Raw genomic sequence first — 25,480 nt, 5'->3', positions numbered from 1 at the left:
GAGAGCACCCTGACGACGTTATAACACCAGATAGACGATTGACAACAGGAAGTCTGATGCTCCCAGTACGTGGCCAGATGGAAATGAAAACGACGGGTCCGACCCGAACAGCCTGAGCTCAGTGGGTGGCCGGCTGCGATCGACCAGGCGTCCGATGACCTGCGCCAGCTCGACGCCGATCAGCATCGCGGCTGCCAGCGCCAACGGCCGCCACGCGTGTTTGACAGCATCGTCGCGTTGAGCCCGAGCCCGGCTATGACGAGAAAAGCGTTCCGCGAAACCGACTGATCAGCGCGTCGAATATCGATCAGGGGCAGGTGGATCCGGCGTTCCAGACCAGAGAAAGCCGTGTGCGCGGAGCCCGTCAGGTCATCCAGAGAAAGATCCAGATTTCGAGCCAACAGATTGCCGGTTCCCGACGGCAACCGCGCCAAGGATGCGGCGCTGTCGTACATCGCCTCGAGGAAGTGCCGGACGTGGCTAGATGCTTGGTCATGAGTGCTGCCTGAGGCCAGGAGGTTGGCCGCCTGGCCTCGATCGGATCAGGCCCGCGGATGAGAAATCGACGAAATGCAGAGAGTGTACTCGCGATACCCCGTGTGGGCTGGGTTCACGAAGCGGCGCGGCGGGGCCACAGCGGGCGATACACCTACCGAATCTCGGTCAAGAACGAGGCGTAGCCGGCCCGGCGCAGGGCTGTGCGGAGTGATTCGGTGCCGGCTGGCCCGGCCAGGGCGATCATCGCGCCGCCGCCGCCGCCGCCGGTCAGCTTTGCTCCGAGCGCCCCGGCCCGCCGGGCGATGGCGACCATCTGTTCAAGCTCGGGGCTCGACACCTGCAGGGCATTGAGCAGACCCTGGTTGATGTTCATCAGCTCGCCGAGTTCGGTCGTGTCGCCACGGCGCAGGGCGTCGACTCCGTCGACGACCAGGGCGTCAATCTGATCGAAGATCGCGTCGTAGCGTGCGGGATTCTTCTGCCACGCCGCCCGAACTGTAGCAACGGTATGCGCGGTGAGTGCGTGCACGCCCGTGAGGCCGATGACGATCGGGATCGGATTCGGTGTGAAAATGTCGCGAATTTCGTGTCCAGCCGGCGCATCCGTTTTTCGGAACAGGATCGGCCGACCGAAGGTGGCAACGGTGTTATCGATGCCCGACGGCGTGCCGTGCACGATTTGCTCGCACTCGAACGCCAGACTCGACACCTCCTCGTCACTGAGCGCAATGTCGAAGCAGTCGGCCGTTGCGCGGATGAGCGCGACCGCAAACGCGGCCGATGCGCCCAGGCCGCTCGCCCGTGGCAGGTGCGAGAACACGTCAACGCGCACGCCGGACGTCGGCAGGCCCAGTCGCTCGGCGATCAATGCGGCGACTCGATGCGAGATGTCTGCACTGATCGGTTCGTGCACAGAACCGTCCACATCCCAGTCCGTAATAACCGGATTCTGCCCTGACGGTCCCCGGCTCACTTCGGCACGGACCGTGAGTCCAATGGGCGCGGCAATGGCGTGCCGGCCATACACCACGGAGTGCTCACCCAGCAGGATGATTTTGCCGTAGCCGACATTACGATCTGCATCGACCTTGCTAACTGGATGCGGTGACAGTGCAGGCAGCACGTTATCGCTGCTGGCAACTACCCCGACACCCTCGAGGTTTGCCACAATTTGCCGAGCCTTCCACACCTTGATCTCGCCGTCGGCGACGAGTTTCTCGACGACCTCGTCGAACCGAGCACCGCTGGCACCGGCAGCAACAGCCACGGCGCGGGCATGCAAACGCATATGGCCATGCTGGATTCCGTTCGTCGACAGCGCTTTGAGCGCCGCCAGGTTTTGGGCCAACCCGACCGCAGCCATGACCTCGGCCAATTCCGGCGCCGAGCCGATGCCCAGGATTGTGTGTGCGATGCGCACGGCGGGATTTGACTCCACCTGGCCCCCGACCGTGCCTACCTTGAGCGGCATGGTCAATTCGCCGACCAGATCGCCGGCCTCGTTGGCACGCCAAGTTGCCAGTGGTGCGTAGCGATCGCCACGCGCAGCGTACGCGTGGGCAGCCGCTTCGATTGCACGCCAGTCATTGCCGGTCGCGATCGCGACGGCGTCGATGCCATTCATGATGCCCTTGTTGTGCGTGGTCGCCCGGTACCGATCCATCGCGGCGAACTCGGAGGCGAGAATGATTCCATCGCGAACTGTTTCGCCGGAAAATTCTCCGGTTTCCAGCAGGCCGTGCGGGACAACTGCGTTGGAACGCACCAGAGCCTGATCGGCCAGGTTCGACAAAATGCGCAGGACAACCCGGCCGGTGCTGATCTGCTCAATCAGGGACGCGATGCGTTCGCACATGGAGTTGACCAGGTTCGCGCCCATCGCGTCGCGGGTATCCACCAGCAGATGCACGACCAAGAGCTCACCGTTCTGGGCCGTCGCACCGCGCAGGAATACCTCGACACCGCGTGCGCCGCCGCCGCGAGCGACCATATTCGCGTGGCCACTGTTGGCCAGCTCCAGAATCTGCTCGGTCTGTGCGAGCAGGGCGCGGCGTGCCAGCGCCGGGTCGGCGACATCGACCACCTGCACTTGGCCAATCAGCAGCTGCTCATCGGAGGTGCTGCTAAAACCGCCAGCCTGCCGCACCAGAAGAGCGGTGGAACTAACCGCCGCGACAATGGACGGCTCTTCCACCACCATGGGAACCAGATAATCCCGACCGTTGATCTGAAAGTTCAGCCCGAGCCCCAGCGGCAGGGAGAACACGCCAATCACGTTTTCGGTGAGTCGATCAGCGGTGTCAGCGTCGAGCAGGCCGATCCCCGGCTGTAGCACGGCATAGTCGGCATCGTTCAACGTGCCGCGTTCGTGCAAAACCTTCAGTCGCTGCTGAACCGACAACTGGTAGAACTTCGCGATGCGGGAGCCGCTCATGACCGGGCCCCGGCTACCCCAAATTCAAGCGCCACAACGGATGCCCCGGCGTCGGCCAGGGCCGCCGCGAGTCGTTCCGCAGGCTCCCCGCTGGTACTAAAGGCGAGCCCGACATCTCCGCCACCGGCACCGGAGGTCTTAAACACTCCGCCAGCCCGCTCGGCCACCACGCGCAGCTCCCGGTGGCGCTCGGTCACGATGCCGGCCTCGGCGTGGTCGTCAAGCAGGGCCAGCGCTACGAAGTAATCGTCGACCAGTCGCAGAAAAGTGGCACGCTCGGTGAGCGCCGATTGCGCCTGGTGGGCGAGCCTGATCAGCCTGGCGAGATCCTGTTCGTGCTGCGCCGGACGCTGCGCGGCAAAGTCGTTGACCCGGCCGACCAGGTCGGTTGTCACCGAGCCCTCCCCGGTGACTACGGCCATGACGGTGAGATCGTTCGGCCAGTTCAGGGGTACCGGCGGACTGCCGACGGTGTAGGAAAGCACGCCGCCGTAGACGCTCGCGGCAACATCCCCGCCGCTACCCGTACCGTTTTGTGCGGCACGGTGGGCCGACTGGGCCAGCGTGAACAGTGCCTCCGGGTCGAGCTGAAGCCCGGAGGCCTCGGCTAGGCCTGCCGTGAGTGCGCTGGCCACGGCAGCGCTCGATCCGAGCCCCAATTTGTGGCCGTCGCGGGAGAAATCTGCGCTGTCGATGCTGATCTCGAACGGGCCGCCGCCTGCCCGCGCTTTCAGCACCGCGCGCACCGCGTCAAACAGACGCAGAGTTGATCGGGTCTGGGCATCGAGAGTGGCCGGCAGTCGCCCCTCATCGTCGAGGTCGAGGTGATGGATGCCAATGCTCGGGGCATGCAGGCGCCAAGACCGACCCGGTGCCACCGTCACGGTGACCCGGCGATCGACGGCCGCCAGCAGCGCCGGTGCGCCGTGCAGAACCGCGTATTCACCGAGCAGAAATAGTTTTCCCGGTGCCGACGACGTTACGGATGTCACGTCAGTCCAACCGGTAGGCGTCGGGGCCGAGCGCGCTGTGGCGTACCTCGAGCACTCCGGACACGTTCAACAGCGCGGCGTGCACCTTGGCCGAATCCGCCGGCAGGCAGAGCACCTTCACCTGTGGCCCGGCATCGATGGTGAAGTAGGCCGGCACTCCGGACGCGCGTAGGTCGCGAACGGCATGCATGGTCGCGACCGTCGCCGCATTCCAGTAGATCAGCGCCGGGCGAGTGGTGAGCATGAGCGCATGCAGTTTCAGGCAGTTGTACTCGGCGAGTTCGCCGAGGCGCTCGAAGTCTCGGGCGGCGATGGCAGCGGCTAGATCGGTGAGGTCTCCGGGGGCAGTCGCCAGCCAAGCCGGATAGAACGGCGAGCTGGCCGCAGAGGATCCCATGCCAACGGTGGAATTGATCGACTTGGCACCGTGCTCGGTGATGGCGATAACGATGGTGAGTGGCCAGTCGCCGCCGGCAAGCAGTTGTTCGGCGTAGGAATCCGAGCCATCGGCAGCGGTGCCGGCGTGCATCTTCGCGAAACCACCGAAAATGGATCTGGCGGCCGATCCGGAGCCGTGCCGAGCCAGAATCGACAGCTCGCGCTGGGTCAGTGTGAGTCCGGCCGCGGCGGTGGCGGCGAGCGCGAGGGCGGCAAAACCGGAGGCGGACGAGGCCAGCCCGGCTCCGGTGGGGAAGTTATTTGCAGACTCCACGGCGGCGAACAGTGTGGTTGCACTGGCGTTACGCACCAGGTCGAGAACGCGAGTGACCGTGTCGGCGTTTTCGCGGCATCCGTTTAGTTGTAGCTCATCGGAGGTGAGACCCGAACGAAAGGTGACCCTGGTATCGGTGTAGAGGGCATCGAGGGTGATCGAGATCGACCCGACCGCTGGGGTGTTGAGGACGGCATCGTTCTTGCCCCAATATTTGACCAGCGCAATATTGCTGTGTGCGCGGGCGCGCGCCGTGGCGCCGGCCTCGATGGTCTGTGACACAGGACTACTCCGATCGGTTCAGCCTCCATTTTAGCCGGGGCACCGAGGCCATCCGGCCGCAGCAGCCCACGCTGGTGACTCGCAGCCTCCCGGACTAAAATATGGTACGTGTGACCACTGCGGCCCCGCACATACCGGAAAAATTTTTCACCTGAAAGTTAAGTAGACACAGTTGGCTCCTGGAATTAGTGGTTTCTCCCTGTACCTCCCGCCGTACCGCGTGCAGCTCGAATCGTGGTGTGAATGGAATAACCAGTCGTGGGACAAATTCCGTTCGGTCGTCGGGCGAAGTTTTCGCATGCGCGCACCCCGGCAAAGCATCTATACTTTTGCCGCGAATGCCGTGTGGCGACTGATTCGGGACTACGACATCGACCCGACCCAGGTGGGGCTGCTCGCCCTCGGAACCGAATCGAGCACCGACAATTCGGCCGGGGCAGTCATCGTCAAGGGCATGGTCAATGATGCTCTCGCCGCGGCCGGCCTTCCCCTCTTGGCCAGGGACTGCGAAGTTCCAGAATTCAAGCAGGCCTGCCTTGGCGGCGTCTACGGCGTGAAGGCTGCGCTGCGCTATCTGGCAACGGATGGCCGTGGTCGCCAGGCCATCGTGGTGTGCGCCGACATCGCCGAGTACGCCCGCGGTGGCAGCGGTGAGCCCACGCAGGGCGCTGGGGCCGTTGCCATGCTGCTGGAGAGCGATGCCCGGCTGCTCGAAGTGGACCTCGCCGGGGCCGGCAGCGACTCCGACTACCGCGTGGCCGACTTTCGCAAGCCCTTTGCACGTTTCCGCAACCAGCCTGCGCGCGACGACGGCCAGGTGCAGGACCTGCCGATGTTCAATGGGCACTACTCCACGAGCTGCTACATCGACGCCACTCATCACGCTGTGACCTCGATGCTCGACAAGCGTCCCGGTCGAAACCTCGACTATTTTCACGAGGTCGACGCGGTCTTCATGCACCGTCCGTATCACCAGATGCCAACGACCGGGTGGGTCATGGCCTACCTGTTTGCTCTGGCGCACGACGACGAGGGTCGCGACCAACTGCGCGCACTGTGCGCGGACGCTGGTGTCGACGCCACCCAACTTATCGATGAGCTGCTCGCACCATCACCATTCCATGGCAACGGCGCCCATCTCTTTGAAAACACCGGTGACGTTTTTCCCCTGTCCCGCCGGGTGCGCAACCAGCTGCGCACAACACCACTCTGGGACACGCTCGTAGAGGGCAAGCTCGGACTCGGCTCCGAAGCCATGCGCGACCTGGGCAATCTCTACACCGCTGCCCTCCCGGCGTGGCTCGCCTCCGGCCTGCACGAGGCCGTCACCGACGGACTAGAACTGGCCGGCCAGGAGTGGCTGGCTCTGGGTTACGGCAGCGGCGACGCTGCGGAGGCCCTACCAATGCGGGTCGTGGCTGGCTGGGAAGAAGCGGCGGCGCGGATCAATTTTGAGACGGCACTGCTCGGCGCGACTGATCTGACCCAAGCACAATACATTGATGTGCACGAGGGACGTTTTACCGCAATAGCCGTGCAGCCCGCCCGGGCTGAGTTCATCGTCGATCATGTTGGCACGTCGAACGGGCCCGATTTCTTTGACGAGGGCGTCGAGTATTACCGCTTCGTCGGTGCCGAATAGACCACACTGCGCTGAATAGAGCGCACGGGGCCGCACCTCACCGGCCCCGTGCGAATGTGCTGTTACTCCGCTTCGCCGATCGCGGGCTCTCCTTGGGAATGCCGGGCACGCAACCACGGAATAAGGCCACCGACCAACAGCATCTCAATCTGGCGGGTGGAGAGTTCGTGCCGCACGGCGTAGACCTCGTCGCGAGTCGTGTTGCGAACGATAATCTCGGTGCCGTTCGTGAGGGCCTCCCGAATGCCGTCGAGTACCAGGACATCGTCACGCGCGATGCGATCGTGATCGGCGGCATCCGTGAATTGCAGCGCCAGCGCGCCGAAGTTCGCCAGGTTCTGCCAGTGGATGCGCGCAAACGACACCGCCAGCACCACCCGCAGACCGAGAAACCGGGGGGTGATCGCGGCGTGCTCGCGGGAGGATCCCTGCCCGTAGTTCGCACCGGCAACAATCATGTGCCCGGTCGTGTCGCGGCTGAGCGCGGCACGCGTCGGGTAGGTCGGGTCGACCTGATCAAAGGTGAACTCCGCCAGCTTGGGCACGTTGCTGCGAAAAGGCAAGACACGCGCGCCAGCCGGCAGAATCTCATCCGTTGAAATATCGTCTCCGACAATCAGGGCAACGGGCGCCTCAATACGCTCGGCGAGCGGCCCGAACACCGGCAGGGACGAAATATTCTCTCCCTTGACCAGGGCAATGCCGAGGGATTTCGCCGCCGGTAGCGGTGCCTCAAGCATGGTCAGGTTCACGCTGGAGAACTCGGGCAGGGTGATCTCGGGATAGTCCATGCCGAACAGGTCGGGGAGGTCCCTGGGATCGGTAATTTTTCCGGTCAGCGCGGCCGCAGCCCCGGTTTCGGGCGAACAGAGGTAGACGGAGTCTTCCTGGGTGCCGGAGCGGCCCGGAAAGTTGCGCGGCATGGTGCGCAGGCTGATGCTGCCGTTGGCTGGTGCCTGCCCCATGCCGATGCAGCCCATGCAGCCGGACTGGTGCAGCCGCGCGCCGGCGCCGATCAGGTCTAGGGTGGCGCCCATCTTGGTCAGATCCTGCAAAATTTGACGGGAGCTCGGGTTGACGTCGAGGGACAACCCAGGAAACGACTGCCGACCCTTGGTGATCGCCGCGACGATGGCGAAGTCGCGAAGCCCCGGGTTAGCGGATGATCCGATCACCACCTGCTCGACCGGCCGCCCGGCGACCTCACTGACCGGAACGACATTGCCGGGCGAACTCGGCAGTGCGATCAACGGCACGATCGTTGCGAGGTCGATCTCTTCGGTCACATCGTAGGTCGCATCCGCATCGGCAAGTAGTTCGACGAAGTCCTCCTCACGCGCCTCTGCGCGCAGGAACGTGCGAACCTGATCATCGGCGGGGAACACCGTCGTGGTGGCTCCGAGCTCTGCGCCCATATTGGCAATCACGTGCCGGTCCATCGCGGTCAGCGATGCCAGTCCCGGACCGTAGTACTCGACGACCCGGTTGACGCCGCCCTTCACACCGTGGCGGCGGAGCATTTCCAGGATGACGTCCTTGGCGCTCGTCCACGGCGGCAGTTGTCCGATGAGACGAACCCCCCAAATTTCGGGCATGCGAATGTAGAGGGGTTCGCCGGCGATGGCTAGCGCGACCTCGGTGCCACCGACGCCAATGGCGAGCATGCCGAGGGAACCGGCCGCCGGGGTGTGACTGTCCGAGCCAACCATGGTCTTACCCGGAATGCCAAAGCGCTGCATGTGCGTCGGGTGCGATACCCCGTTGCCAGCCTTGGAAAACCAGAGGCCGAAGCGCTGGCAGGCTGAACGGAGAAAGTCGTGGTCTTCGGCATTTTTGCTGTCGGCCTGGAGCAGGTTGTGGTCGACATACTGCACCGACACCTCAGTGCGCGCGTAGTCAAGGCCGAGCGCTTCCAGCTCCAGCATGACCAGGGTGCCCGTCGCATCCTGGGTGAGGGTCTGGTCGATGCGGATGCCGATTTCGGTACCCGGTTTCATCTCCCCCACTACCAGATGCGAGGCGATCAGTTTCTGGGCGACGTTATAGGCCACGCGGGCTCCCTTGCTCGTGTGCGGATGGCCGCATCGACAAGAACCCATCGACGTCGTCCGCAGGCATTAAATCTAATCCTTTGATGACTTGACGGCCACCATTTGAGGGTGTCTGGGCCAGAGACCAGTAGCCTGCGTTGGCCCGGGACGAAGTCAGGCTCCCATACGATAGACGGCGTGAGTAGTTACGCGCTGGTGCGCCCCGAACAGCGCACGCCGATCGCCCGCTATCGGCATTCGCTCTGGCTGCTGACGCAGCGCGACCTCCGGGTGCGCTATTCCACCTCGGTGCTTGGCTACTTCTGGTCCATCCTCGATCCGCTCGTGATGGCCGGGATTTACTGGTTTGTTTTCACCCAGGTCTTCGACCGCAGCGTCGGCAACGAGCCGTATATCGTCTTCCTGCTGGCCGGTCTGCTGCCCTGGATGTGGTTCAACGGCGCGGTCTCTGACTGCACCCGCGCTTTTTTGCGCGAGGCAAAACTCATCCGCTCCACCCGCATCCCCCGCACCATTTGGGTGAACCGACTGGTGCTGTCCAAGGGCATCGAATTTCTCGCATCGATTCCGGTGCTCGTCTTGTTCGCCATTGTGTACGGCGCCGAAGCCAACATCAACGCGCTATTTTTTCCCCTAGCCATTGTGATTCAGGCTGCCCTGACCGCTGGCGTCGGCCTGCTCGTCGCCCCGCTCGTCGTCTTTTTTCGCGATCTAGAACGGGCCGTCAAGCTCATCCTGCGGTTTCTGTTCTATGCCTCCCCCATTATCTATAGCACCGCCGACCTACCGTCTGACTTGCATTTCTGGGCCGCTTTCAACCCCCTCACCGGCATCTTCAGCCTTTATCGGGCTGCGTTTTTTCCGGAACAACTTGACTGGTTCACCGTGGCGATCAGTGCGGTCATGTCCGTGGCGTTTCTCGGCCTGGGCCTGCTCGTCTTTCGCCGCACCGAACGCGCCGTTCTGAAGGAGATCTAGTGCCGAACCTGGTAACCGGGGTGCAGCCGGTGATCTCGCTCGTGGATGTCGGCATCCGCTTTCGCAGGAATCGCCGCGGACGGCGCAATTTTAAGGACCTCTTTGGCGCCAAAAAGCGGCGCAACCGGCCCGGCGAATTTTGGGCCCTGCAGCACGTGAGCTTTACCGTGCAGCCGGGGGAAGCCATCGGCGTCGTCGGACGCAACGGTCAGGGCAAATCCACCCTGCTCAAACTCGTCACCGGCGTTGTACTGCCCGATACCGGAACGGTGCACGTGAGCGAGGGTGTTGCGCCGCTGATTGAGATCACCGGCGGGTTTGTGGACGACCTCAGCGTGCGCGATAACGTGTATCTCACCGCTGGCCTGCACGGCATGACCCGCAAGCAGATCGCCGCACGCTTTGATGAGATCATTGAATTCGCCGAGATCGCCGACTTCATCGACACGCCGTACAAGCATTTGTCGAGCGGAATGAAGGTGCGCATCGCGTTTGCGGTGATCTCCCGGCTTGAAGAGCCGATTTTGCTGGTTGATGAGGTTCTGGCCGTTGGCGACAAGGCGTTTCGGGAGAAATGCTATCGCCGCATCGAAGAGCTGTTGGCTGGCGGCCGCACCCTGTTTATCGTCTCGCATAATGAACGAGACCTGCGGCGTTTTTGCACGCGCGGCCTCTACCTTGACAAGGGCGATCTGGTCCTCGATGCACCGATCGAGGACGTACTCGCACGGTACAACGCCGATTACGGGGTCAAGCCCGCACCCTAACCGGGCGTGCAACTTCTGGGCTCAGCCGATCAGGCTGCACCATCGGCTCGGATGCACGCCGAAAATCGATGGCCATGTAGGTATCACGCGTTGGCGGCAGCTGCTCGACGGCCAGGCCGATCACGAGCTCGCTGAATTCCAGCTGCAGTACTGCGGCCAGACGAATGAGCGTGTACATGGTTGGGTTGCCGCAGCCTCGGTCGATTCGGGCATAGTTCGACACGTTGAGACCGGCCAGCAGGGCAACTGACTCCTGATTGAATCCGAGCAGTAGTCGGCGCTCGCGGAGGCGGAGTCCGAGGAGTCTGGATGCTTCTGATTTCGGCGCTGGCATTCCTCAGTTGTAACGGGACCGGCCAATCTTGACTAGCGGCTGGACATTTGAGGAAATCTAGTTTTTTTTCGTCGTTCGCTACCTCTGGTCGTACGATTCGAGTGTCCAGCCGCCACTCTGGTGCAGCACGTAAACTCGACCAGACCGGCGCGAGGAAGGCAATCAATGGCCAGGAAAAGCATCCCGATGCTGTCATCGACGGGCGGTTCGCCACAGGGCGGCGCCTTGCCGACCGGGTTCGTCAAAAGCTTCGATCGGGTGCTGGCCATCCACCGGCCCGTAGTTCTGGCCCATATTCGGAGCATCCGCCGCCGCAACCCCAACGCCTCGCCCGAGCAGATCGTGCGGATATTGGAGAAACGCTACCTCGCGGCGGTGACCGCTGGCGGCGCGGCTGTCGGGGCGACAGCGGTCATTCCCGGCGTCGGAACCGGAATCACCCTGGCACTGTCGGGAGTCGAGACGGCCGGTTTTCTCGAGGCAACGGCGCTGTTCGCCCAGTCGGTCAGCGAAGTGCACGGCATCGCCGTTGACGATCCGGAGCGGGCCCGCGCACTCGTCATGACCATGATGCTTGGCCGTGAGGGCAGCGATCTGGTGCGCCAGCTCGCCGGCCAGGCCACCGGCGCGGGAACGGCACGCACCACCTATTGGGGCGAACTCATCACCAACAGCCTGCCACGGGCCATTCTCCGCCCACTCACTGACCGGCTCAAAAGCACATTTTTGCGTCAGTTCGCCACCCGCGGCGGCGCCAGCCTGCTGGGCAAGGCCCTGCCTTTCGGCATCGGAGCGGTCATTGGTGGCGCCGGAAACCACATTCTCGGCAATAAGGTGCGGCACGCTTCGAGGCTCGCCTTCGGTCCGGTACCGACCTACTTTCAGCCAGAACTAGAGCCGCGCCCGCGGGCCAGCACAAGTGGGCACAGTACCGTGAGGGAAGCGCGGCGAGGCAACACCGCGGCACCGGCCGAGCCGCCCGCATCCGCTTCGCCGGACGCTGCCCCGTCGCCGCCGCTCGAATCACGACCGAACCCAGCTCCGGAGTAACGTGTCGGCGGGCAGCCGCTGCCTGCGCTACAGTAACCTGCGCGCGCGTGGCCTGCCGGGCGCGCAAGCAGCACATGGCCGCGTCGACGGACTACTCGTCGCCGCGGCTGGTCGCGGGATCGGGCATGATCGGGGCGTCGGCGTCGTGTACGGCGGCGAACCGGTCCCACTCGTCCATGAGGTGCTGCACAGCCTCGTGCAGGCGAGCTGTGGCGACGCCGTGGGTCGTGTCGCCAAAGTAGAGCTGAACCCAGCCCTGCAGCCGCCCCACTGCCTGGTCGTCGTGGGTGAGCCGGTCAACGTGGACGACGATGTCGGAGGTTTGGTCGGCCGACAGCCATTCGCAGTCGGAGAGGTAACCGCTGGTGTCGATCACGGCCGTGGGGTTTACGGGCCTGGTGATCATGAGCGGTTTGCCCGTGGCGAGCCGGTCGTAGACCATGGCGGAAATATCGACGATGGCCACATCCGCTGCGGCTAATTGCCAGCCGAGATCGGGGCTGAAGTCGTACACGTGCTGGGCGTGGGGATCACGAGCGTTGGCCGCAGCGATGGCAGCGATGATGGTCTTGTTGGCCGCCCCGTAGGCGTGATCGACGACGCCGCTGCGCGGGTGTGGGCGGTAGATCACGCGGTGGGTACCAGAGGCGAGAAGTGCGGTGACGAGAGCGACGCCGTGCGACGCGATCGAGCCGTACGCTGCGGCCGCGCGGTCGCCCTCCCAGGTGGGGGCGTAGAGCACGACCTGGCGTTCGTCGGGGGTGTATGGCAGCTCGCCGCTAAAGTAGTCGGCCTGCGGGCGCCCGATCGTGATGGCGCGCTTGTCGAAATCGTAGTCCCAGAGCACCCGGTCTAGTCGGGCCAGGGCTGCATCTCCGGCCACGAACGAATAGTCATAGGCCTTGAACTGATTGGTGATCATGTACATTTTGTCGCTTTCACCGTGGTTGATGAAAACGTGCCAGCACCGTCCATAGCGCATCATTTGAAAGTTACGCGGGTTCTGGTTGACGTAGAACACGATGCGGATGTCCTGCTCGGCAACGATCTGCTCGAGCTGCGGCACCGTGCGCGCATAGGCCACCGGAACCGGGGACTCTTTCATGAGTTTGAGGGTGCCACCGCCGGTGCGGCTCAGGACGAGCACAGGCCAGGTCTTCGCGAGGGTGGCCAGCGGCTGGAACCACTGCCGCATCTGATACATGTTGACCGGCCCGTCAGCAAAATAGACGGCGATCTTAAAGTGGTTATCTTCTCGTAATTCCCGCGACTTCAGTGGGCCTCGAAGCGCGCGCTGTGCCTTGCGGGATGCGATAACATCCTTGACCAGCTTGAGGGCACGTCTGACGTCTTTGCGAATTACCACCAAACCAGCCTACCCGTCAGACAATCGGTGGTCGCCCGGCGACGCTCATGCGCAAGACCGTGCGTGCTCGAAGCGGATGCCGCGCGCCCGGATCGCTGCGCCACCCTTCGCGCCAGCCGCCGAACCAGGCGCGCAGCGCTGGGCGATTGCGCAGGCCCCAACGCAGAACCTGAATTGCGGTCCAGGAACCCACGTACAGCGGCACGAACAGCGCCGGCAGGTTGCGGCGCGCCAACCAAACCCGATTGCGCGCGTTCAGCCGGTAGTAGTCGGCGTGCCGAGTCGGCAGGATCACCGGATGGTTGGCGACGAGGTCGCCCGCGTACCACGCGACTAAGCCCTGGTCCCAGACGCGCCAGGCCAGCTCGACACCCTCGTGGGCGTAGAAAAACGGTTCTGCCCACCCGCCGGTCGCGTCAAAGACCGCGCGCGGCAGCAGGACGGCGCCCTCCCAGACGGAGAACACTGGGCCGGGCTCTGTCGCTTCGCCCTTGCGAATTCGCGGGATCCACCGCCGGGGTGATTCGATTCCTGCCGGGTCTTCGACCCGGGGCTGCAGTAAGCCGATTGTGGGGTCGGCGCGCATCTTGCCGATCGCCTCGATGAGAAAATACGGGTCTGGAATGCTGGCATCGTCATCGAGAAAGAACAGGTACTCGCCGGTGACGAGCGACACCCCGCGGTTGCGCCCAGCCGGAATACCGAGATTCGTCGGCAGGGCGAGCGAATGCACACCGGTCGGAAGACCGGTCGGCTCCCAGCCATTGCCGACACAAACCACGTCGAGCGTGACGCCCTGCTGGGCTAGGACAGAGCGGATGCCCCGATCGAGATCTTCCGCCCGGGTGCCCTGGGTGAGCACCACGACACCGACAGTCGGCTGGGCAGTGCGCTCGTTAGGAACGGACACGTTTGGACGCCATGATGGCTACGAAGTGGCCGATGAGAGACAGAAACGCGAGCGGTACCAGAATGACAAGCACGGCCCGGTCGACGACTGGTTGGCCGAGGAACAGCCCGATCACGGCCGCGACGAAGATCACCATGGTCAGTTCGACCGAGTGATACAACCGGTGGAACGGCACGAAACGCACGAGGCGGCGAATCCGGGCGATCACGCTCGAGGTCGGGGTCTTCTCCCCGTGGGTGTCGGCCAGTTTCGTCAAACCGGCATTGGCCCGAGCGACATGCACCATATCGTTGAGCGCCTTGTTCAGCACAATAATAAGTGCAAGCAGCAGCGCCAGGCTGGTCCACAAGAAATCTTCCGGCGACTCGAACGGGTAGGACGCCGCTCGAATGCCCAGGGCAATGGGAATGAGCGACTCGGTCGAATAGTGGCCGACCTTGTCGAGAAAAACTCCAGCGGGCGACGAGCTACCGCGCCAGCGCGCCACTTCTCCGTCGCAGCAGTCGATCAGCATTTGCACCTGGCTCAGCACGAGCGCGAGCACGGCGCCCCAGATTCCCGGGATCAGCAGGGCTGCCGCAGTGGACCAGCCGGCCAGAATCATCAGTGCGGTCACGCCGTTGGCCGAGATGCGAGTCTTTAGGAGCATCCAGGTCAGGTACGGCGACAGATCGCGCAGGTACAGGCTCGCGGTCCAATGCTCGGCGTTGGCGCGCAGGCGCACCTCGGGCGGCTGTGCCACCGCGCGCAACTGGGCGATCGACTCCGGTCGGGCCCGCCCGTGATGTGCGGTACTGGACGAACTGGTCATCCGCTCACCTTCCCGTGTGTGCCGTGATGTTGCTGGTGAGTTTCAGGTAGCCGAGCACAAACCCGACCCCCCAGCAGAAGTGAATGCACGGCAAGACTACGAGAAAATTCACGGCGGCACGAAATCCGTCTGGTCTGGCCACCGTGAGTGTCGCGACGACGACGATGAGTAGATACCCGGCCGGAACGATCAGGCCCAGCAGCAGCCACGGCGCTTCGCCGAGCGCCAACTGCACGATTCCGCCCACTCCGAGGAGCAGTCCAATGGCCACGCCGAGCACCATGGCCGGTGGCACAAAATAGCGGATGCCGTTGGCCGCCGGGTAGCGCCGGGCCAGCTCGCCGCGCCAGAGGCCGGTCGACAGCATCTGCCTGGCCAGCTGAGCCAGGTTTGGGCGGGGCCGGTAGAGCACCCGGAGCTTCGGGGTGAACCAGACCAGGCCTCCAGCTTCCCGGAGGCGTCGGTTGAGATCCCAGTCCTGGCCGCGTTTCACTCCCTCGTCGAAGAGGCCGACGTTGATAATGCTCTCGGTGCGAAAACAGCCGAGGTACACCGTGTCGGCTGAGCCTTCCGCCCCGCCAACGTGGTGTGGCGTGCCGCCCAGGCCAATGCGGGTGCCGTAGGCACGAGCAACGGCCCGCTCGAAAGAGCTGATGCCGCGCGCATCCATGATGCCGCCGGCATTGTCGGCTCCGGTGCGTTCGAGGGTCTCCACTGCGATGCGGGCGTAGTCGGGCGGCAGTACCGAGTGCGCGTCAACGCGAATGACCACGGCGTAGTGCGAGGCTCTGATGGCGATGTTTAGGCCGGCCGGCGTCGAACCGATCTCGTTGGCCATGACGCGAATGCGCGCGTCAACGGCGGCCATCTCTTCGACCAGTTCGGTGGTGCCGTCGATGCTGGGGCCGAGGGCCAGGGTGACCTCGAAGGGGCCCTGATAGTCCTGCGCCAGCAGGCTCTCAACGGCGGCCCGTACGTGGGTCGCCTCGTTGAGCACGGGCATCACGTACGAGACCCCGGGCAGAAATCCCGTACTACCTTGGTGCACCTGGCTGGCCAGCTTTCCGATTATGGGGTAGGACGATCGAGCCTACCAGCCCGGCAAATGGCGAAATGCCGGGTTCGGGAAAGCGCGTACTGACAAACACATAGCGCCGCCGGAGTACCGGCGACGCTATGGCAGGGGCGGAGCGTGCCTTAGCTCGTGAGTTCGCCAACCGTGACGGAGATGGTTATTGACTTGCCGTCCCGCACGTAGGTGAGGTCGGCCGTTCCGCCGGCCGGGAGGACGCGCACCTGAGCGGTGAGGTCGATCGAATCCGTGATGGGAACACCGTTGAAGTTGGTGATCACGTCATCGGCCTTCAGACCAGCCTTGTCGGCCGCGCCACCCGAGCTGACCGTGCTGATCAGCGCGCCGACCGTGCTGCTGGTCGAGCTCGAGGCGTCTTTCACGCTCGCTCCAAGCAAGCCATGGGTGGCCGTGCCGTTGGCGATAATCTCGTCGGAGATGCGCTTGGCGAAGTTCGACGGAATCGAGAACCCGACTCCGATGCTGCCAGCAGCTGAGGAGGCCGTCGTGCTACCGGCGCTGGCGATGGCGACGTTGATGCCGATCAGTTCACCGCTGCCGTTGAGCAGGGCGCCACCGGAGTTTCCCGGGTTGATGGCGGCATCCGTTTGAATCACCGGGAGGGCGATGCTGGCGGTGGCCGTCTGACCGCCCTGGGATGGGGTGCCATCGGGGTTCGGAAAGTCGAAGAAGAAGGGGTTCTGCGATCCGCCGTTGTCGGGTGTCGTGGTGTCAGGTGAGGATGGTGCTGCCGAACTCGCGACGGTAATGCTGCGGTTGAGAGCGCTGACGATGCCGTCGGTGACCGTGCCGGAGAGGCCGAGCGGGGCGCCGATGGCGATGGCGCTGTCACCGACGTTGAGCTTGGACGAATCGCCCCAGGTGATCGGGGTCAGGCCGCTGGCGTCGGTCAGTTTGATGACAGCGAGGTCGGAGATGGGGTCTGTACCAACCAGGGTGGCCGTGTAGAGCTTACCGTCGCTGCTCTTCACCTCGATTTTCACATCGGAGGCTGCACCATCGAGGGTGACGACGTGGGTGTTGGTAAGCACATAGCCGTCGTCGGTGAGGATGACGCCAGAGCCGGTGCCGCCGGCCGAGCTGCCGGCTACCTCGATGGTCACAACGCTCGGCGAGGCCTTGGCCGCGACGGCGGTGATCTGGTTGACGCTCGCAGTGTTGTTGACGACAACGGTACTCGGGCCGGCAGCCTGGCTGACCGGCACTGCGTTATTCTGGTTGCTCATCATGAGGGCCGTAATGCCGGCACCGGAGGATCCGCCGACAAGCGCACCAATGGCGAGGGCAGCTACGAGGGCGACACTGCTCTTTCGACGACCGGATCCCTTATTCTTGCCGGCGAGAAACGGTTGCGCGGGGTAGGTATCCGCCGTGGCGTAGGCCTCCGGGGCGACGCTCGGTTCGTAGGTAGAGGTCGACGCGGTGGGGGTCTCGATGGGGCGACCGAAAGCATCCGTCGGGTAGGCAGCGGTCTGACTCGTGCTGGGGTAGCTGGGCTGGGTCGCGGCGGGCTCGTTCGCAGCGGACTCCGGTGAAACGGATGCTGCGTGCACGACCGGCACGGCGGGCTCGGAATTGGCCGGCGGTGCGACCTGCGGCGCCGTCGGTACAGGGGGCGTGGCCGGGGCGTCAGTGAGCGGCACGGTCGGTGGGGTTGTCTCGCCGGACTGATTCACGGCAAAGGTTGCGGCGTCATGGGGCCGGTCGGGGGTTGTGCCGGAATCTTTACTGTTGTCGGTCATCGGGTGCTCCTTCCAAGCAAATCCAGCTTTGCGCCCAAACCTGAACGTTCGATATGTACGCCCTGAGAGCATCCAATGATCGAGCCGAGACCTTGCCGGGGCGATAGTTTGGAGACCATGCAGGATTCTACTCAGAGACGTCAGGCTCAGGCACGACACACCGTACCCATTTCCGGCGCGTGGCGGCGCACAGCCCGCGGGGCCGGACTCCTCGACGACGACGGCAACGTTGCCGCAAGTATCTTCGCGGAAATGAGTGCCCTAGCGGTGCGCACACACGCCATCAACCTCGGCCAGGGTTTTCCGGATGAAGACGGCCCCGCCGAGGTGCTCGAGGCAGCTCACCAGGCTATCAGCGCCGGGGTGAATCAGTACCCGCCGGGCCGCGGGATGCCGGTGCTCTTGGAGGCAATCGCTCGGCACCAACAACGGTTCTACGGGCTGACGCTCGACCCGGAGACCGAAATTCTGGTCACGGCCGGTGCGACCGAGGCGCTCGCGGCAACCATTCTGGCGCTCATCGAGCCGGGTGACGAGGTTGTCACGTTTGAACCGTTCTACGATGCCTATGGCGGCGTGATCGGCCTGGGTGGCGGCATCCATCGCACCGTTCCGCTGCGGGCCCCGGATTTTCAACCGGACCTCGATGCCCTGTGTGCTGCCGTCACCGACCGTACCCGGCTGATTATCGTGAACGATCCACACAACCCGACCGGCGCGGTTTTTCCCCGGCACACCCTGGAGCTGATCGTCGAGCTCGCGCACCGGCACGACGCGATCATCGTCACCGACGAGGTCTACGAGCACCTCACGTTCGGGGCGCCGCATATTCCAATCGCGACGCTGCCGGGGGCGTGGGAACGCACGGTCACTATTTCGTCCGGCGGTAAAACGTTCAGCCTCACCGGCTGGAAGGTGGGCTGGCTCAGTGCGCCGGCGGCGATCGTCACGGCGATTCTCGCGGTGAAGCAATTTCTTACCTATGTTAATGGGGCGCCGTTTCAACCGGCCATCGCCGTCGGGCTGGACCTGCCGGACTCGTATTTTTCCAGCATCGCCACCGTAATGAAGGGCAAGCGAGACCTGTTGGCCGCCGGGCTGCGGGCGGCCGGCTTCGCCATCAGCGTTCCGCAGGGTTCGTATTTCATCGTGGCGGATGCGACGCCGCTCGGCTTCTCCGATGGCGCCGAGCTCTGCCGCCGGTTGCCGGCGCTGACCGGAATCGTCGCCGTGCCGATTCAGGCGTTCTGTTCCCGCGCGAACCGGGCCGAGTATGCGCCCCTCGTGCGTTTCGCCTACTGCAAAAAGGTCGAACTCTTGGAGCAAGCCTCCGCGCAGCTAGCGGCTCTGAGCTCTCGGTAGGTTTAGCGAGAGCGCAAAAAGTGCCCGATTGAGGTCGTCAATCGGGCACTTTTTGCGCTCTCGCGGGGTAGTTAGAACGTTACGAGGCTAGGGCTGGGTAGTCGGTGTAGCCTTCGGCGCCGTCGGCGTAGTAGGTGAGGGGGTTTGGCTCGTTGACGGGGAGGTCGTTCTGCCAGCGGCGCACCAGGTCGGGGTTGGCGATGGCCGCACGACCGACCACGACGGCATCGGCGAAGCCGTCGCGAACAAAAGCGAGGGCCTCGTCACGCGTGGTAATCACGCCGAATCCGCTGTTGACCAAGAAATTGCCACCGAAGCGGACACGCAGGTGCTGCACGAACTCCCCGGCCGGGTCGGCGTGAAGCACGCTCAGGTAGGCCAATTCGAGCGGGGCGATCCCGGTAACGAGGGCGCCGTAGGTGGCCGCGAGGTCGTCGGCATCCGTTTCGAGGGCATCCTGAATGTTGTGCGCCGGCGAAATGCGCAGGCCAACCTTGCCAGCACCGATTGCCGCAGCGACCGCGGTAACGACGTCGATGACGAAGCGGGCGCGATTCTCGGGCGACCCACCGAAGGAATCGTCGCGCACGTTAGAGGTCGGCGAAAGGAATTCGTGCAGCAGGTAGCCGTTAGCACCGTGCACCTCCACTCCGTCGAATCCGGCCGCGATGGCATTCTGCGCAGCGCGCACAAACTCGGCGATAATGCCGGGCAGTTCGTCTTCGCTCAGGGCGTGCGGAACCGGAAGCTCCTTCTTACCGTCGTAGGTGCGGGTTTGGCCGCTGATGGCGATCGCGCTCGGTCCGACAACCTGGTATCCGCCGGTGGTGGCCTCGTGGGTGACCCGGCCGGCGTGCATGATCTGCGCGACGATGCGACCGCCGGCAGCGTGCACCGAATCGGTCACTGCTTGCCAGCCAGCGAGCTGCTCCGGCTCAACCAGGCCGGGCTGGCCCGGAAAACCTTGTCCAGCATGGCTCGGGTAGGTTCCCTCGCTCACAATCAGGCCGAGCGTTGCGCGCTGGGAGTAGTGCAGGGCAACCAACTCGCCGGGAACACCAGACTGCCCAGAGCGGATGCGGGTCAGCGGCGCCATCACGAGGCGGTTGGGCAGATCGAGATCGCCCAGGGTCAACGGGGAAAAGAGGTTCACGGGTACTTCTTTCTAAAATATGACGTCACTCGGCCGGTGAGACCAAACAGGTTCGGGAAGCACGCGGCTACGATCGTCGCGTTTCGTACCTACGCGCCAACGGTCGCGGCGTACTCGATATTCCTGCCTGTTAATCGGCTCAACGTGAGGTTCGTGTGCGTTCTACCTGCGTCTTACATCTTTTGTGACCCCGCGGAGCAATCCGGCGCGGCCCCGGCACCGAACTATTCACATGAGCATCGTGATGACCCGACGAACGAGCAGAGACCTCTCCGTGGTGAGCGCCCTCGAGACCCCGCCTCAACGACCGAAGCCCGGCCCACTGCCTTCCCCCCAGCCGGCTCCGGCATCCCGCCCTCGGCCGGCCCCGCCGGCAACCGTGCTTGGCTACAGTCCCTTTGCCCTCGACTCTGATGCCCTCCACTTTGGTCTGACCACGAGTTCGATGCGCCTGCGTGGCGGTCCGGTTGTGGTGCGGCACGGTCGCCGCACCAACAGTGCGACCGCGACCATTCTGTTGCACGGCGCGGCCGGCTCGTGGACCACCTGGACCCCCCTGCTGCAAGCGGCCCACGCGACCGAACGCGACCTGGACGACCTGATCATTCCCGACCTTCCGGGCTGGGGCGACACCCCCCTTCCCGCCGACGAATCGACCCTCACCGTCGAGTCGATGGCGGAGACCGTCGCCGAAATGGCCCGCGCCCTCGGCTACGAACGGTGGAACGTCGTTGGTCATTCCATGGGCGGCTTCGTCGCGCTGCAGCTGGCGGCGAGCGAGACGCGGGCGACAGCATCCGTCGGCCTGGTCTCGGCCACATCGTTTTCGATCCAAGACAGCGTGCGTCACCCCATTCGTCATTTCTCGGTGTTGCCCGCGTTCTCCGCGCTGCTGCTGACAATGCGGCTGCTGCGGCTGGTGCGGCTCGGCGGCGGCGCGAGCTCTGGCCTGATCAGGGTCCTGGCACGGCTCAATCTGATGCGCGGCCTCGTTGCGCCGCTGTTTCGCCGTCCAGGAGTCATCGATTCGACCGTGGTCGTCGCCCTCGGCACCGAGGTACGCCCGGCCGGGTTCGTTCTCGCGGCCGTTCGCGCCGGTGCGTACGACGCACCAGGGCGTTGGGCCCAGATCGTCTGCCCGGTTCGCGCTGTGCACGGCGACAACGACGTGTTCGTCACGGCCGACGACGACGTGCGGTTGCGGGCTGCCGTGCCGCAGTGCGTGATCAGTACCATCGCGGGATCCGGGCACTTCGGGCAGATCGAGCGTCCCCTCGAAGTTCTGCTCCGGCTTGAATTCGCGGCTCCACTACCGGTCATCCCCTGCAGCACTGTGACGATCCCCTGAGCGCTTACTGAATCGCTTGTGTTTGCCCCCCGAACGGAGGACAGTGGTTAGTAGTACCCGGTTCCACAAACAAGTGCAAGCTTCGCTTTCGTTCCGGCTCCAGTGTTTCCATACCCTCCGTGTCTCGCTGAGGGCAGCACGTCCGACCGAAGGTAGCAGTTATGGGCTCGCTCACATATGATCGTGTCGTCGTGGAATTCGATGACCGGATGCTGGCCCATCTGCAGCTCGTCATTATTCAAAAACTGCGCCGCGGCGAAAGCTTTGTGCTCTCCTGGCGGGATGCGGCCGTGGTCGGCGACGGGCGCAGTTCGGCGTGGCTGCACCCGGCCATTCCGCTTTACTTCAAGTTTTCCGGCGGGCATGCCCCCACCATTAATCCGAATTGGGTTGCTCAGCTCACCCGTTCGGCCAACAGTTCCCAGGGGCTCGTCGTCACCGCGGAAGAGAGTGCGGCCCTTGACGCCCACCAGACGCCCAGGGTCGAACCGGCCATTGGCATTCGCGCGGCCACCCAAACCCACAAGACCAAGGCGAGCGTCAGCGAACACTAGATCCGGCGCAGCGCCAGCGACTGAATGGTTCGAGGCTGAACGGTTCAGCGCTCAATCACGGCAAACCGGCGCAGCGCCAGGGCCGGGTTGATCGCACGCACCGCTCTCACGCGGGCCGGCGCCAGGTAGGCGACCGCGACATCCGCTGCCTCACCGAGACTGGCCAGCGCAATGCCCATCGGATCAATGATCATGCTCGTGCCAACACCGATCGGCGGTGTGTGATCGGCGGCGGCAACAAAAATGGTGTTCTCGAGCGCCCTGGCCGTCAGCAGGGTGCGCCAGTGGTGTTCCTTGAGCGGGCCGCGCACCCACTCAGCCGGTACGACGGTCAGGGTAACCCCGGCATCGACGAGTCGACGGGTGACCTCGGGAAAGCGGATGTCGTAACAGGTTTGCAGTCCGACGCACAGGCCCTCGACCTCGAATGTTTCCGGCGCGTCGATGTCGCCCGGCAGCACCCAGTCGGATTCGCGGTCGCCGAAAGCATCGTAGAGATGCAGCTTGCGATAGGTCGCCACCAGGCTCCCGGTTGGATCGACGGCGACCAGGGTGTTGGAGAACCGTTCCGAGTCTTTGGTCGTTTCGATCATGCCTGCCACAATGTGTATTCCGAGCTCGGCGGCGAGCGCCGCGAGCGACGTCACGAAGTGCCCGGTGAGCGGCTCGGCGGCGGCCACGAACGCCGGCCCGAGTTTCGGTTCGAAGAAGGCGGAGTATTCGGGGAAGACGACGATGCGCGCGCCGCGCCGTGCTGCGGTCGTGGCGAGCTGACGTATCACCGCCCGGTTCTGTGCGCGATCGGGTCCCGGTGCAAACTGAGCGACCGCAACGCCAATCGCTGCGGGATCATCGGTCTGCGCGATAGGGTTCATGGCGATAGCCTAGCTGGCGGCGCTATGCCGAAGCCGGATGCTCATCGGATTGGTGTTTGCAGGGAACTCGGGGCCATTCGGAGGCTGCCATCAACCATTGCTGGGTAGGTTGACAGGGTGACCTCCGCTATCGCGCCCCACTCCGTGGTTTCTCGCGCGCTATACCCACGTCATTTCACGCTTCCGTCAACCAGATGGTCGACTTTTTTCGTGGGCCTGGTGGCTTTCGTGGTGTCGGTCGCCTGGTCGTGGCAGCCGTCGCATTGGGGCGATGAAGCGGCTAGCGTGATGTCGGCCGAGCGGTCAATCGCCTCGCTGTTTGGCATGCTCGGCAACATCGACGCTGTGCACGGCGCCTACTACCTGTTTCTGCACGGTTGGATTGACCTGTTCGGCGCTACCGAACTCTCCACCCGCTTGCCGAGCGCGATCGCCATCGGTGTCGCTGCCGCCGGCACCGTCGTACTGGCCGAAAAATTCGTGCCCCGACGCGTGAGTGTTGGTGCCGGCCTGATCTTCGCCATTCTCCCTCGGGTGACCTACATGGGGTCAGAGGCGCGATCGGCGGCAATCGCGACGGCCATGGGCGTGTGGCTCACCGTGCTGCTCGTGCACGCTGTGCGCAGCCGCACCGCGAGTCACCGCCGGCAGATCGCCCTATGGGGCGGCTACGCCGTTCTGCTCGCGGCCGGAATGTATGTCTTTCTCTACCTGGCCCTGCTGCTTCCGGTGCATGCCGTTGCAGTCCTGGCGCTGGCCCGCCAGCATCCGCTTCGCCAACCCACCGCACAACTGTGGCAGAGTCTGGTGTTCTGGCTGGGCGCGAGCATGCTCGGGCTACTGCTGGCCGTGCCCATCCTTCTCACCGGCGCAGCGCAGCGTGAGCAAATCGCGTTCATCGGCCGGCGGCCGCGGGTCACGGTCTTAGAAGCTGCGGTGATGCAGTGGTTTGACACCGTTCCGGTGGCGATCATGGCCTGGTCGCTCATCATCGTGGCCATCCTGGCCGTGTTCCTGCGGCGCCGCGGAACACATCGACGGGCCGGGCTGCCAAGCCGCAGCGCACTTTGCATCTTTGTGGCCTGGATGGTGCTGCCAAGCGGCATTCTGCTGATCGGAACCGCGCTGGTCACCCCGATGTACTCACTGCGTTACCTCTCGATCTGCGCGCCGGCGGTGGGAATCGTGATTGCCGTGGGAGTTTCAGCCCTGGCCAATAATTGGCTGCGGGCCGTCAGCATCGCCCTGATCGTGGCCGCCATCCTGCCGGCATACGCCGTGCAGCGCGGTGACTACGGCAAGAACGAGGGCAGCGACTGGCGGCAAGCGGCTGCGGTGCTGGCCGCCGCGGCCCGGCCAGGCGACGGCGTCGTCTTCGACCAGAGCGTGCGCCCGTCACGCATTCCGCGGCTGGCCATGCATCTCTACCCTGCCGCGTTCGCCGGCTTGCAGGACGTGACCCTGACTCGTTCCTACGGAGACACCGCCTGGCTGTGGGACGAAGTGGCCCCGCTGACCGACGTTCTGCCGGCCGTCGCAAACCTCAACACGGTCTGGCTGCTGCAATACTTTGGGAGTGCGGAATGGAAGAAACAAACGGATGTCCACACGCTGCAATTGCAAGGATTCCGCGTCGAACACACGACGCTGGTCAACCGCACCATCATTATTGAAATGACGAGGTAAGCCAGTGCCTATCAGATCAGCACCGACCACCCTGGTGATCATCCCTACCTACAACGAGGCCGAGAACGTGGCCAACATTGTCGCCCGGGTGCGTTCGAGCGTTCCGGCGTGCCATGTACTCGTCGTCGATGACGCCTCCCCCGACGGCACCGGCGCTCTTGCCGACGACATCGCTGGTTCGGATTCGGCCGTGCACGTTTTGCACCGCACCGACAAAACCGGCCTCGGTGCCGCGTACCTCGAGGGGTTTGACTGGGGCCTCGGCCACGGCTACACCCAGCTCGTTCAGCTCGACGCCGACGGATCCCACCAGCCAGAACAGCTCGCGAGCCTGCTGACGGCTGCCGAAACGGCCGACGTCGTGATGGGCTCACGCTGGGTGCCTGGCGGAGCCATCGAGAACTGGCCCTGGCATCGCCGGGCGCTCTCGCGCGGCGGATCACTCTACTCGCGGATGCTGCTGCGGCTGCCCCAGCGCGACGCCACCGGCGGTTACCGGGTCTATTCGGCCCGCGCGCTGGCGCGAATGGACCTCTCCAGCGTCGACAGCCTCGGCTACTGCTTTCAGATCGAGATGCTACTGCACGCCGTGCGCGCCAACCTGCGCGTGGTCGAGGTTCCAATCACCTTCGTCGAACGCGTGCGCGGCTCGTCGAAGATGAGCCCGCGCATCGCCATCGAGGCAATGATTCGGGTGACACTGTGGGGCATGACGGGCATGGGCATCAGTCGAGCCGGCGCGCGCGCCGCCGCGGCAGCCCGCGGAGCCTGACACCCCGCAAATGCGGCCCGTTGGTCGATCAGCAGGGGACGACCGCAGGTGAATGAGTTGTGCAATCG

Annotated in this window: 22 protein-coding genes; 9 read left to right on the top strand and 13 right to left on the bottom strand. The window is 64.3% G+C overall.

Annotated elements, in window-relative coordinates:
• Positions 1 to 179 precede the first annotated feature (179 nt).
• The 4 genes from CXY75_RS18050 to mvaD form a co-directional block, all read right to left on the bottom strand.
• On the bottom strand, positions 180 to 455 hold the full coding sequence (locus CXY75_RS18050; RefSeq protein ID WP_104084167.1) for a hypothetical protein: 276 nt from the start codon (positions 453 to 455) through the stop codon (positions 180 to 182).
• A 194-nt stretch (positions 456 to 649) separates the two neighbouring features.
• The gene (locus CXY75_RS18045) at positions 650 to 2,932 is read right to left on the bottom strand and encodes a hydroxymethylglutaryl-CoA reductase, degradative (protein ID WP_104084166.1); all 2,283 of its coding nucleotides are present in this window, start codon (positions 2,930 to 2,932) and stop codon (positions 650 to 652) included.
• A complete protein-coding gene (locus tag CXY75_RS18040) occupies positions 2,929 to 3,924 on the bottom strand; it encodes a mevalonate kinase (protein WP_104084165.1) in 996 nt (331 codons plus the stop codon). The genes CXY75_RS18045 and CXY75_RS18040 overlap by 4 nt, the downstream gene beginning before the upstream one ends.
• Position 3,925: 1 nt before the next feature.
• Positions 3,926 to 4,918, bottom strand: a complete 993-nt coding sequence (gene mvaD, locus CXY75_RS18035; RefSeq protein WP_199182497.1) for a diphosphomevalonate decarboxylase — start codon at positions 4,916 to 4,918, stop codon at positions 3,926 to 3,928.
• Between the two features lie 172 nt (positions 4,919 to 5,090).
• On the opposite strand from mvaD, the gene CXY75_RS18030 reads away from it, so the two are divergent.
• A complete protein-coding gene (locus CXY75_RS18030) occupies positions 5,091 to 6,560 on the top strand; it encodes a hydroxymethylglutaryl-CoA synthase family protein (protein ID WP_104084164.1) in 1,470 nt (489 codons plus the stop codon).
• A gap of 62 nt (positions 6,561 to 6,622) precedes the next feature.
• Here CXY75_RS18030 and CXY75_RS18025 read toward each other — a convergent pair whose 3' ends face one another.
• Entirely contained in the window at positions 6,623 to 8,611 is a 1,989-nt protein-coding gene (locus CXY75_RS18025; protein ID WP_104084163.1) for an aconitate hydratase, read from the bottom strand.
• Between the two features lie 177 nt (positions 8,612 to 8,788).
• Between CXY75_RS18025 and CXY75_RS18020 the strand changes: the two genes are divergently transcribed.
• Together CXY75_RS18020 and CXY75_RS18015 are read left to right on the top strand one after the other, a co-directional pair.
• Positions 8,789 to 9,589, top strand: a complete 801-nt coding sequence (locus CXY75_RS18020; RefSeq protein ID WP_233202006.1) for an ABC transporter permease — start codon at positions 8,789 to 8,791, stop codon at positions 9,587 to 9,589.
• Positions 9,589 to 10,356: an ABC transporter ATP-binding protein gene (locus tag CXY75_RS18015; protein WP_369826751.1), complete on the top strand. Its 768-nt coding sequence runs from the start codon at positions 9,589 to 9,591 to the stop codon at positions 10,354 to 10,356. The genes CXY75_RS18020 and CXY75_RS18015 overlap by 1 nt, the downstream gene beginning before the upstream one ends.
• Here the strand turns inward: CXY75_RS18015 and CXY75_RS18010 are convergent.
• The gene (locus CXY75_RS18010; RefSeq protein WP_104084162.1) at positions 10,340 to 10,690 is read right to left on the bottom strand and encodes a helix-turn-helix domain-containing protein; all 351 of its coding nucleotides are present in this window, start codon (positions 10,688 to 10,690) and stop codon (positions 10,340 to 10,342) included. The genes CXY75_RS18015 and CXY75_RS18010 overlap by 17 nt on opposite strands.
• A 165-nt stretch (positions 10,691 to 10,855) precedes the next feature.
• On the opposite strand from CXY75_RS18010, the gene CXY75_RS18005 reads away from it, so the two are divergent.
• Positions 10,856 to 11,740, top strand: coding sequence for a hypothetical protein (locus CXY75_RS18005; RefSeq protein WP_233202005.1), 885 nt, complete (start codon positions 10,856 to 10,858; stop codon positions 11,738 to 11,740).
• Positions 11,741 to 11,831: 91 nt separating this feature from the next.
• Here CXY75_RS18005 and CXY75_RS18000 read toward each other — a convergent pair whose 3' ends face one another.
• The 5 genes from CXY75_RS18000 to CXY75_RS17980 all read right to left on the bottom strand — a co-directional run bounded on the left by CXY75_RS18000 (position 11,832) and on the right by CXY75_RS17980 (position 17,662).
• On the bottom strand, positions 11,832 to 13,106 hold the full coding sequence (locus tag CXY75_RS18000; protein ID WP_104084401.1) for a CDP-glycerol glycerophosphotransferase family protein: 1,275 nt from the start codon (positions 13,104 to 13,106) through the stop codon (positions 11,832 to 11,834).
• A 16-nt stretch (positions 13,107 to 13,122) separates the two neighbouring features.
• Positions 13,123 to 14,016, bottom strand: coding sequence for a glycosyltransferase family 2 protein (locus CXY75_RS17995; RefSeq protein ID WP_104084161.1), 894 nt, complete (start codon positions 14,014 to 14,016; stop codon positions 13,123 to 13,125).
• A complete protein-coding gene (locus CXY75_RS17990) occupies positions 14,003 to 14,827 on the bottom strand; it encodes a CDP-alcohol phosphatidyltransferase family protein (protein ID WP_104084160.1) in 825 nt (274 codons plus the stop codon). Before CXY75_RS17990 ends, CXY75_RS17995 begins: the two co-directional genes overlap by 14 nt.
• Before the next feature lie 4 nt (positions 14,828 to 14,831).
• Positions 14,832 to 15,887 carry a glycosyltransferase family 2 protein gene (locus CXY75_RS17985; RefSeq protein WP_369826756.1) on the bottom strand — a complete coding sequence of 352 codons (1,056 nt, stop codon included), beginning with the start codon at positions 15,885 to 15,887 and terminating at the stop codon, positions 14,832 to 14,834.
• A gap of 137 nt (positions 15,888 to 16,024) precedes the next feature.
• Positions 16,025 to 17,662 (bottom strand): S1C family serine protease, encoded by a 1,638-nt coding sequence (locus CXY75_RS17980; protein ID WP_104084158.1) that lies wholly within the window; start codon positions 17,660 to 17,662, stop codon positions 16,025 to 16,027.
• 117 nt (positions 17,663 to 17,779) lie between these two features.
• On the opposite strand from CXY75_RS17980, the gene CXY75_RS17975 reads away from it, so the two are divergent.
• Positions 17,780 to 19,024, top strand: coding sequence for an aminotransferase class I/II-fold pyridoxal phosphate-dependent enzyme (locus CXY75_RS17975; protein WP_104084157.1), 1,245 nt, complete (start codon positions 17,780 to 17,782; stop codon positions 19,022 to 19,024).
• Positions 19,025 to 19,103: 79 nt separating this feature from the next.
• On the opposite strand, the gene CXY75_RS17970 is transcribed toward CXY75_RS17975, so the two are convergent.
• Positions 19,104 to 20,177: an alkene reductase gene (locus tag CXY75_RS17970; protein ID WP_104084156.1), complete on the bottom strand. Its 1,074-nt coding sequence runs from the start codon at positions 20,175 to 20,177 to the stop codon at positions 19,104 to 19,106.
• A 232-nt stretch (positions 20,178 to 20,409) separates the two neighbouring features.
• Here CXY75_RS17970 and CXY75_RS17965 point away from each other — a divergent pair, with 232 nt between their 5' ends.
• Positions 20,410 to 21,525 carry an alpha/beta fold hydrolase gene (locus CXY75_RS17965; RefSeq protein WP_104084155.1) on the top strand — a complete coding sequence of 372 codons (1,116 nt, stop codon included), beginning with the start codon at positions 20,410 to 20,412 and terminating at the stop codon, positions 21,523 to 21,525.
• Positions 21,526 to 21,686: 161 nt separating this feature from the next.
• Complete coding sequence (locus tag CXY75_RS17960; protein WP_233202004.1) at positions 21,687 to 22,079, top strand: ATP-dependent DNA ligase; 393 nt, start codon at positions 21,687 to 21,689, stop codon at positions 22,077 to 22,079.
• Positions 22,080 to 22,123: 44 nt separating this feature from the next.
• Here the strand turns inward: CXY75_RS17960 and CXY75_RS17955 are convergent, their stop codons facing one another.
• Positions 22,124 to 22,954, bottom strand: a complete 831-nt coding sequence (locus CXY75_RS17955) for a carbon-nitrogen hydrolase family protein (protein ID WP_104084154.1) — start codon at positions 22,952 to 22,954, stop codon at positions 22,124 to 22,126.
• A gap of 210 nt (positions 22,955 to 23,164) precedes the next feature.
• On the opposite strand from CXY75_RS17955, the gene CXY75_RS17950 reads away from it, so the two are divergent.
• Both CXY75_RS17950 and CXY75_RS17945 read left to right on the top strand, forming a co-directional pair.
• Positions 23,165 to 24,640: a glycosyltransferase family 39 protein gene (locus tag CXY75_RS17950; protein WP_104084153.1), complete on the top strand. Its 1,476-nt coding sequence runs from the start codon at positions 23,165 to 23,167 to the stop codon at positions 24,638 to 24,640.
• Positions 24,641 to 24,644: 4 nt separating this feature from the next.
• The gene (locus tag CXY75_RS17945; protein ID WP_104084152.1) at positions 24,645 to 25,412 is read left to right on the top strand and encodes a polyprenol monophosphomannose synthase; all 768 of its coding nucleotides are present in this window, start codon (positions 24,645 to 24,647) and stop codon (positions 25,410 to 25,412) included.
• Positions 25,413 to 25,480: the final 68 nt, after the last annotated feature.

It is taken from the genome of Cryobacterium sp. Y11 (assembly GCF_002929535.1).
In the GTDB taxonomy this organism is placed as follows: Bacteria; Actinomycetota; Actinomycetes; order Actinomycetales; family Microbacteriaceae; genus Cryobacterium.
The sequence above is the reverse complement of the archived record's forward strand: the minus strand, read 5'-3'. Positions and strand labels throughout refer to the sequence as shown.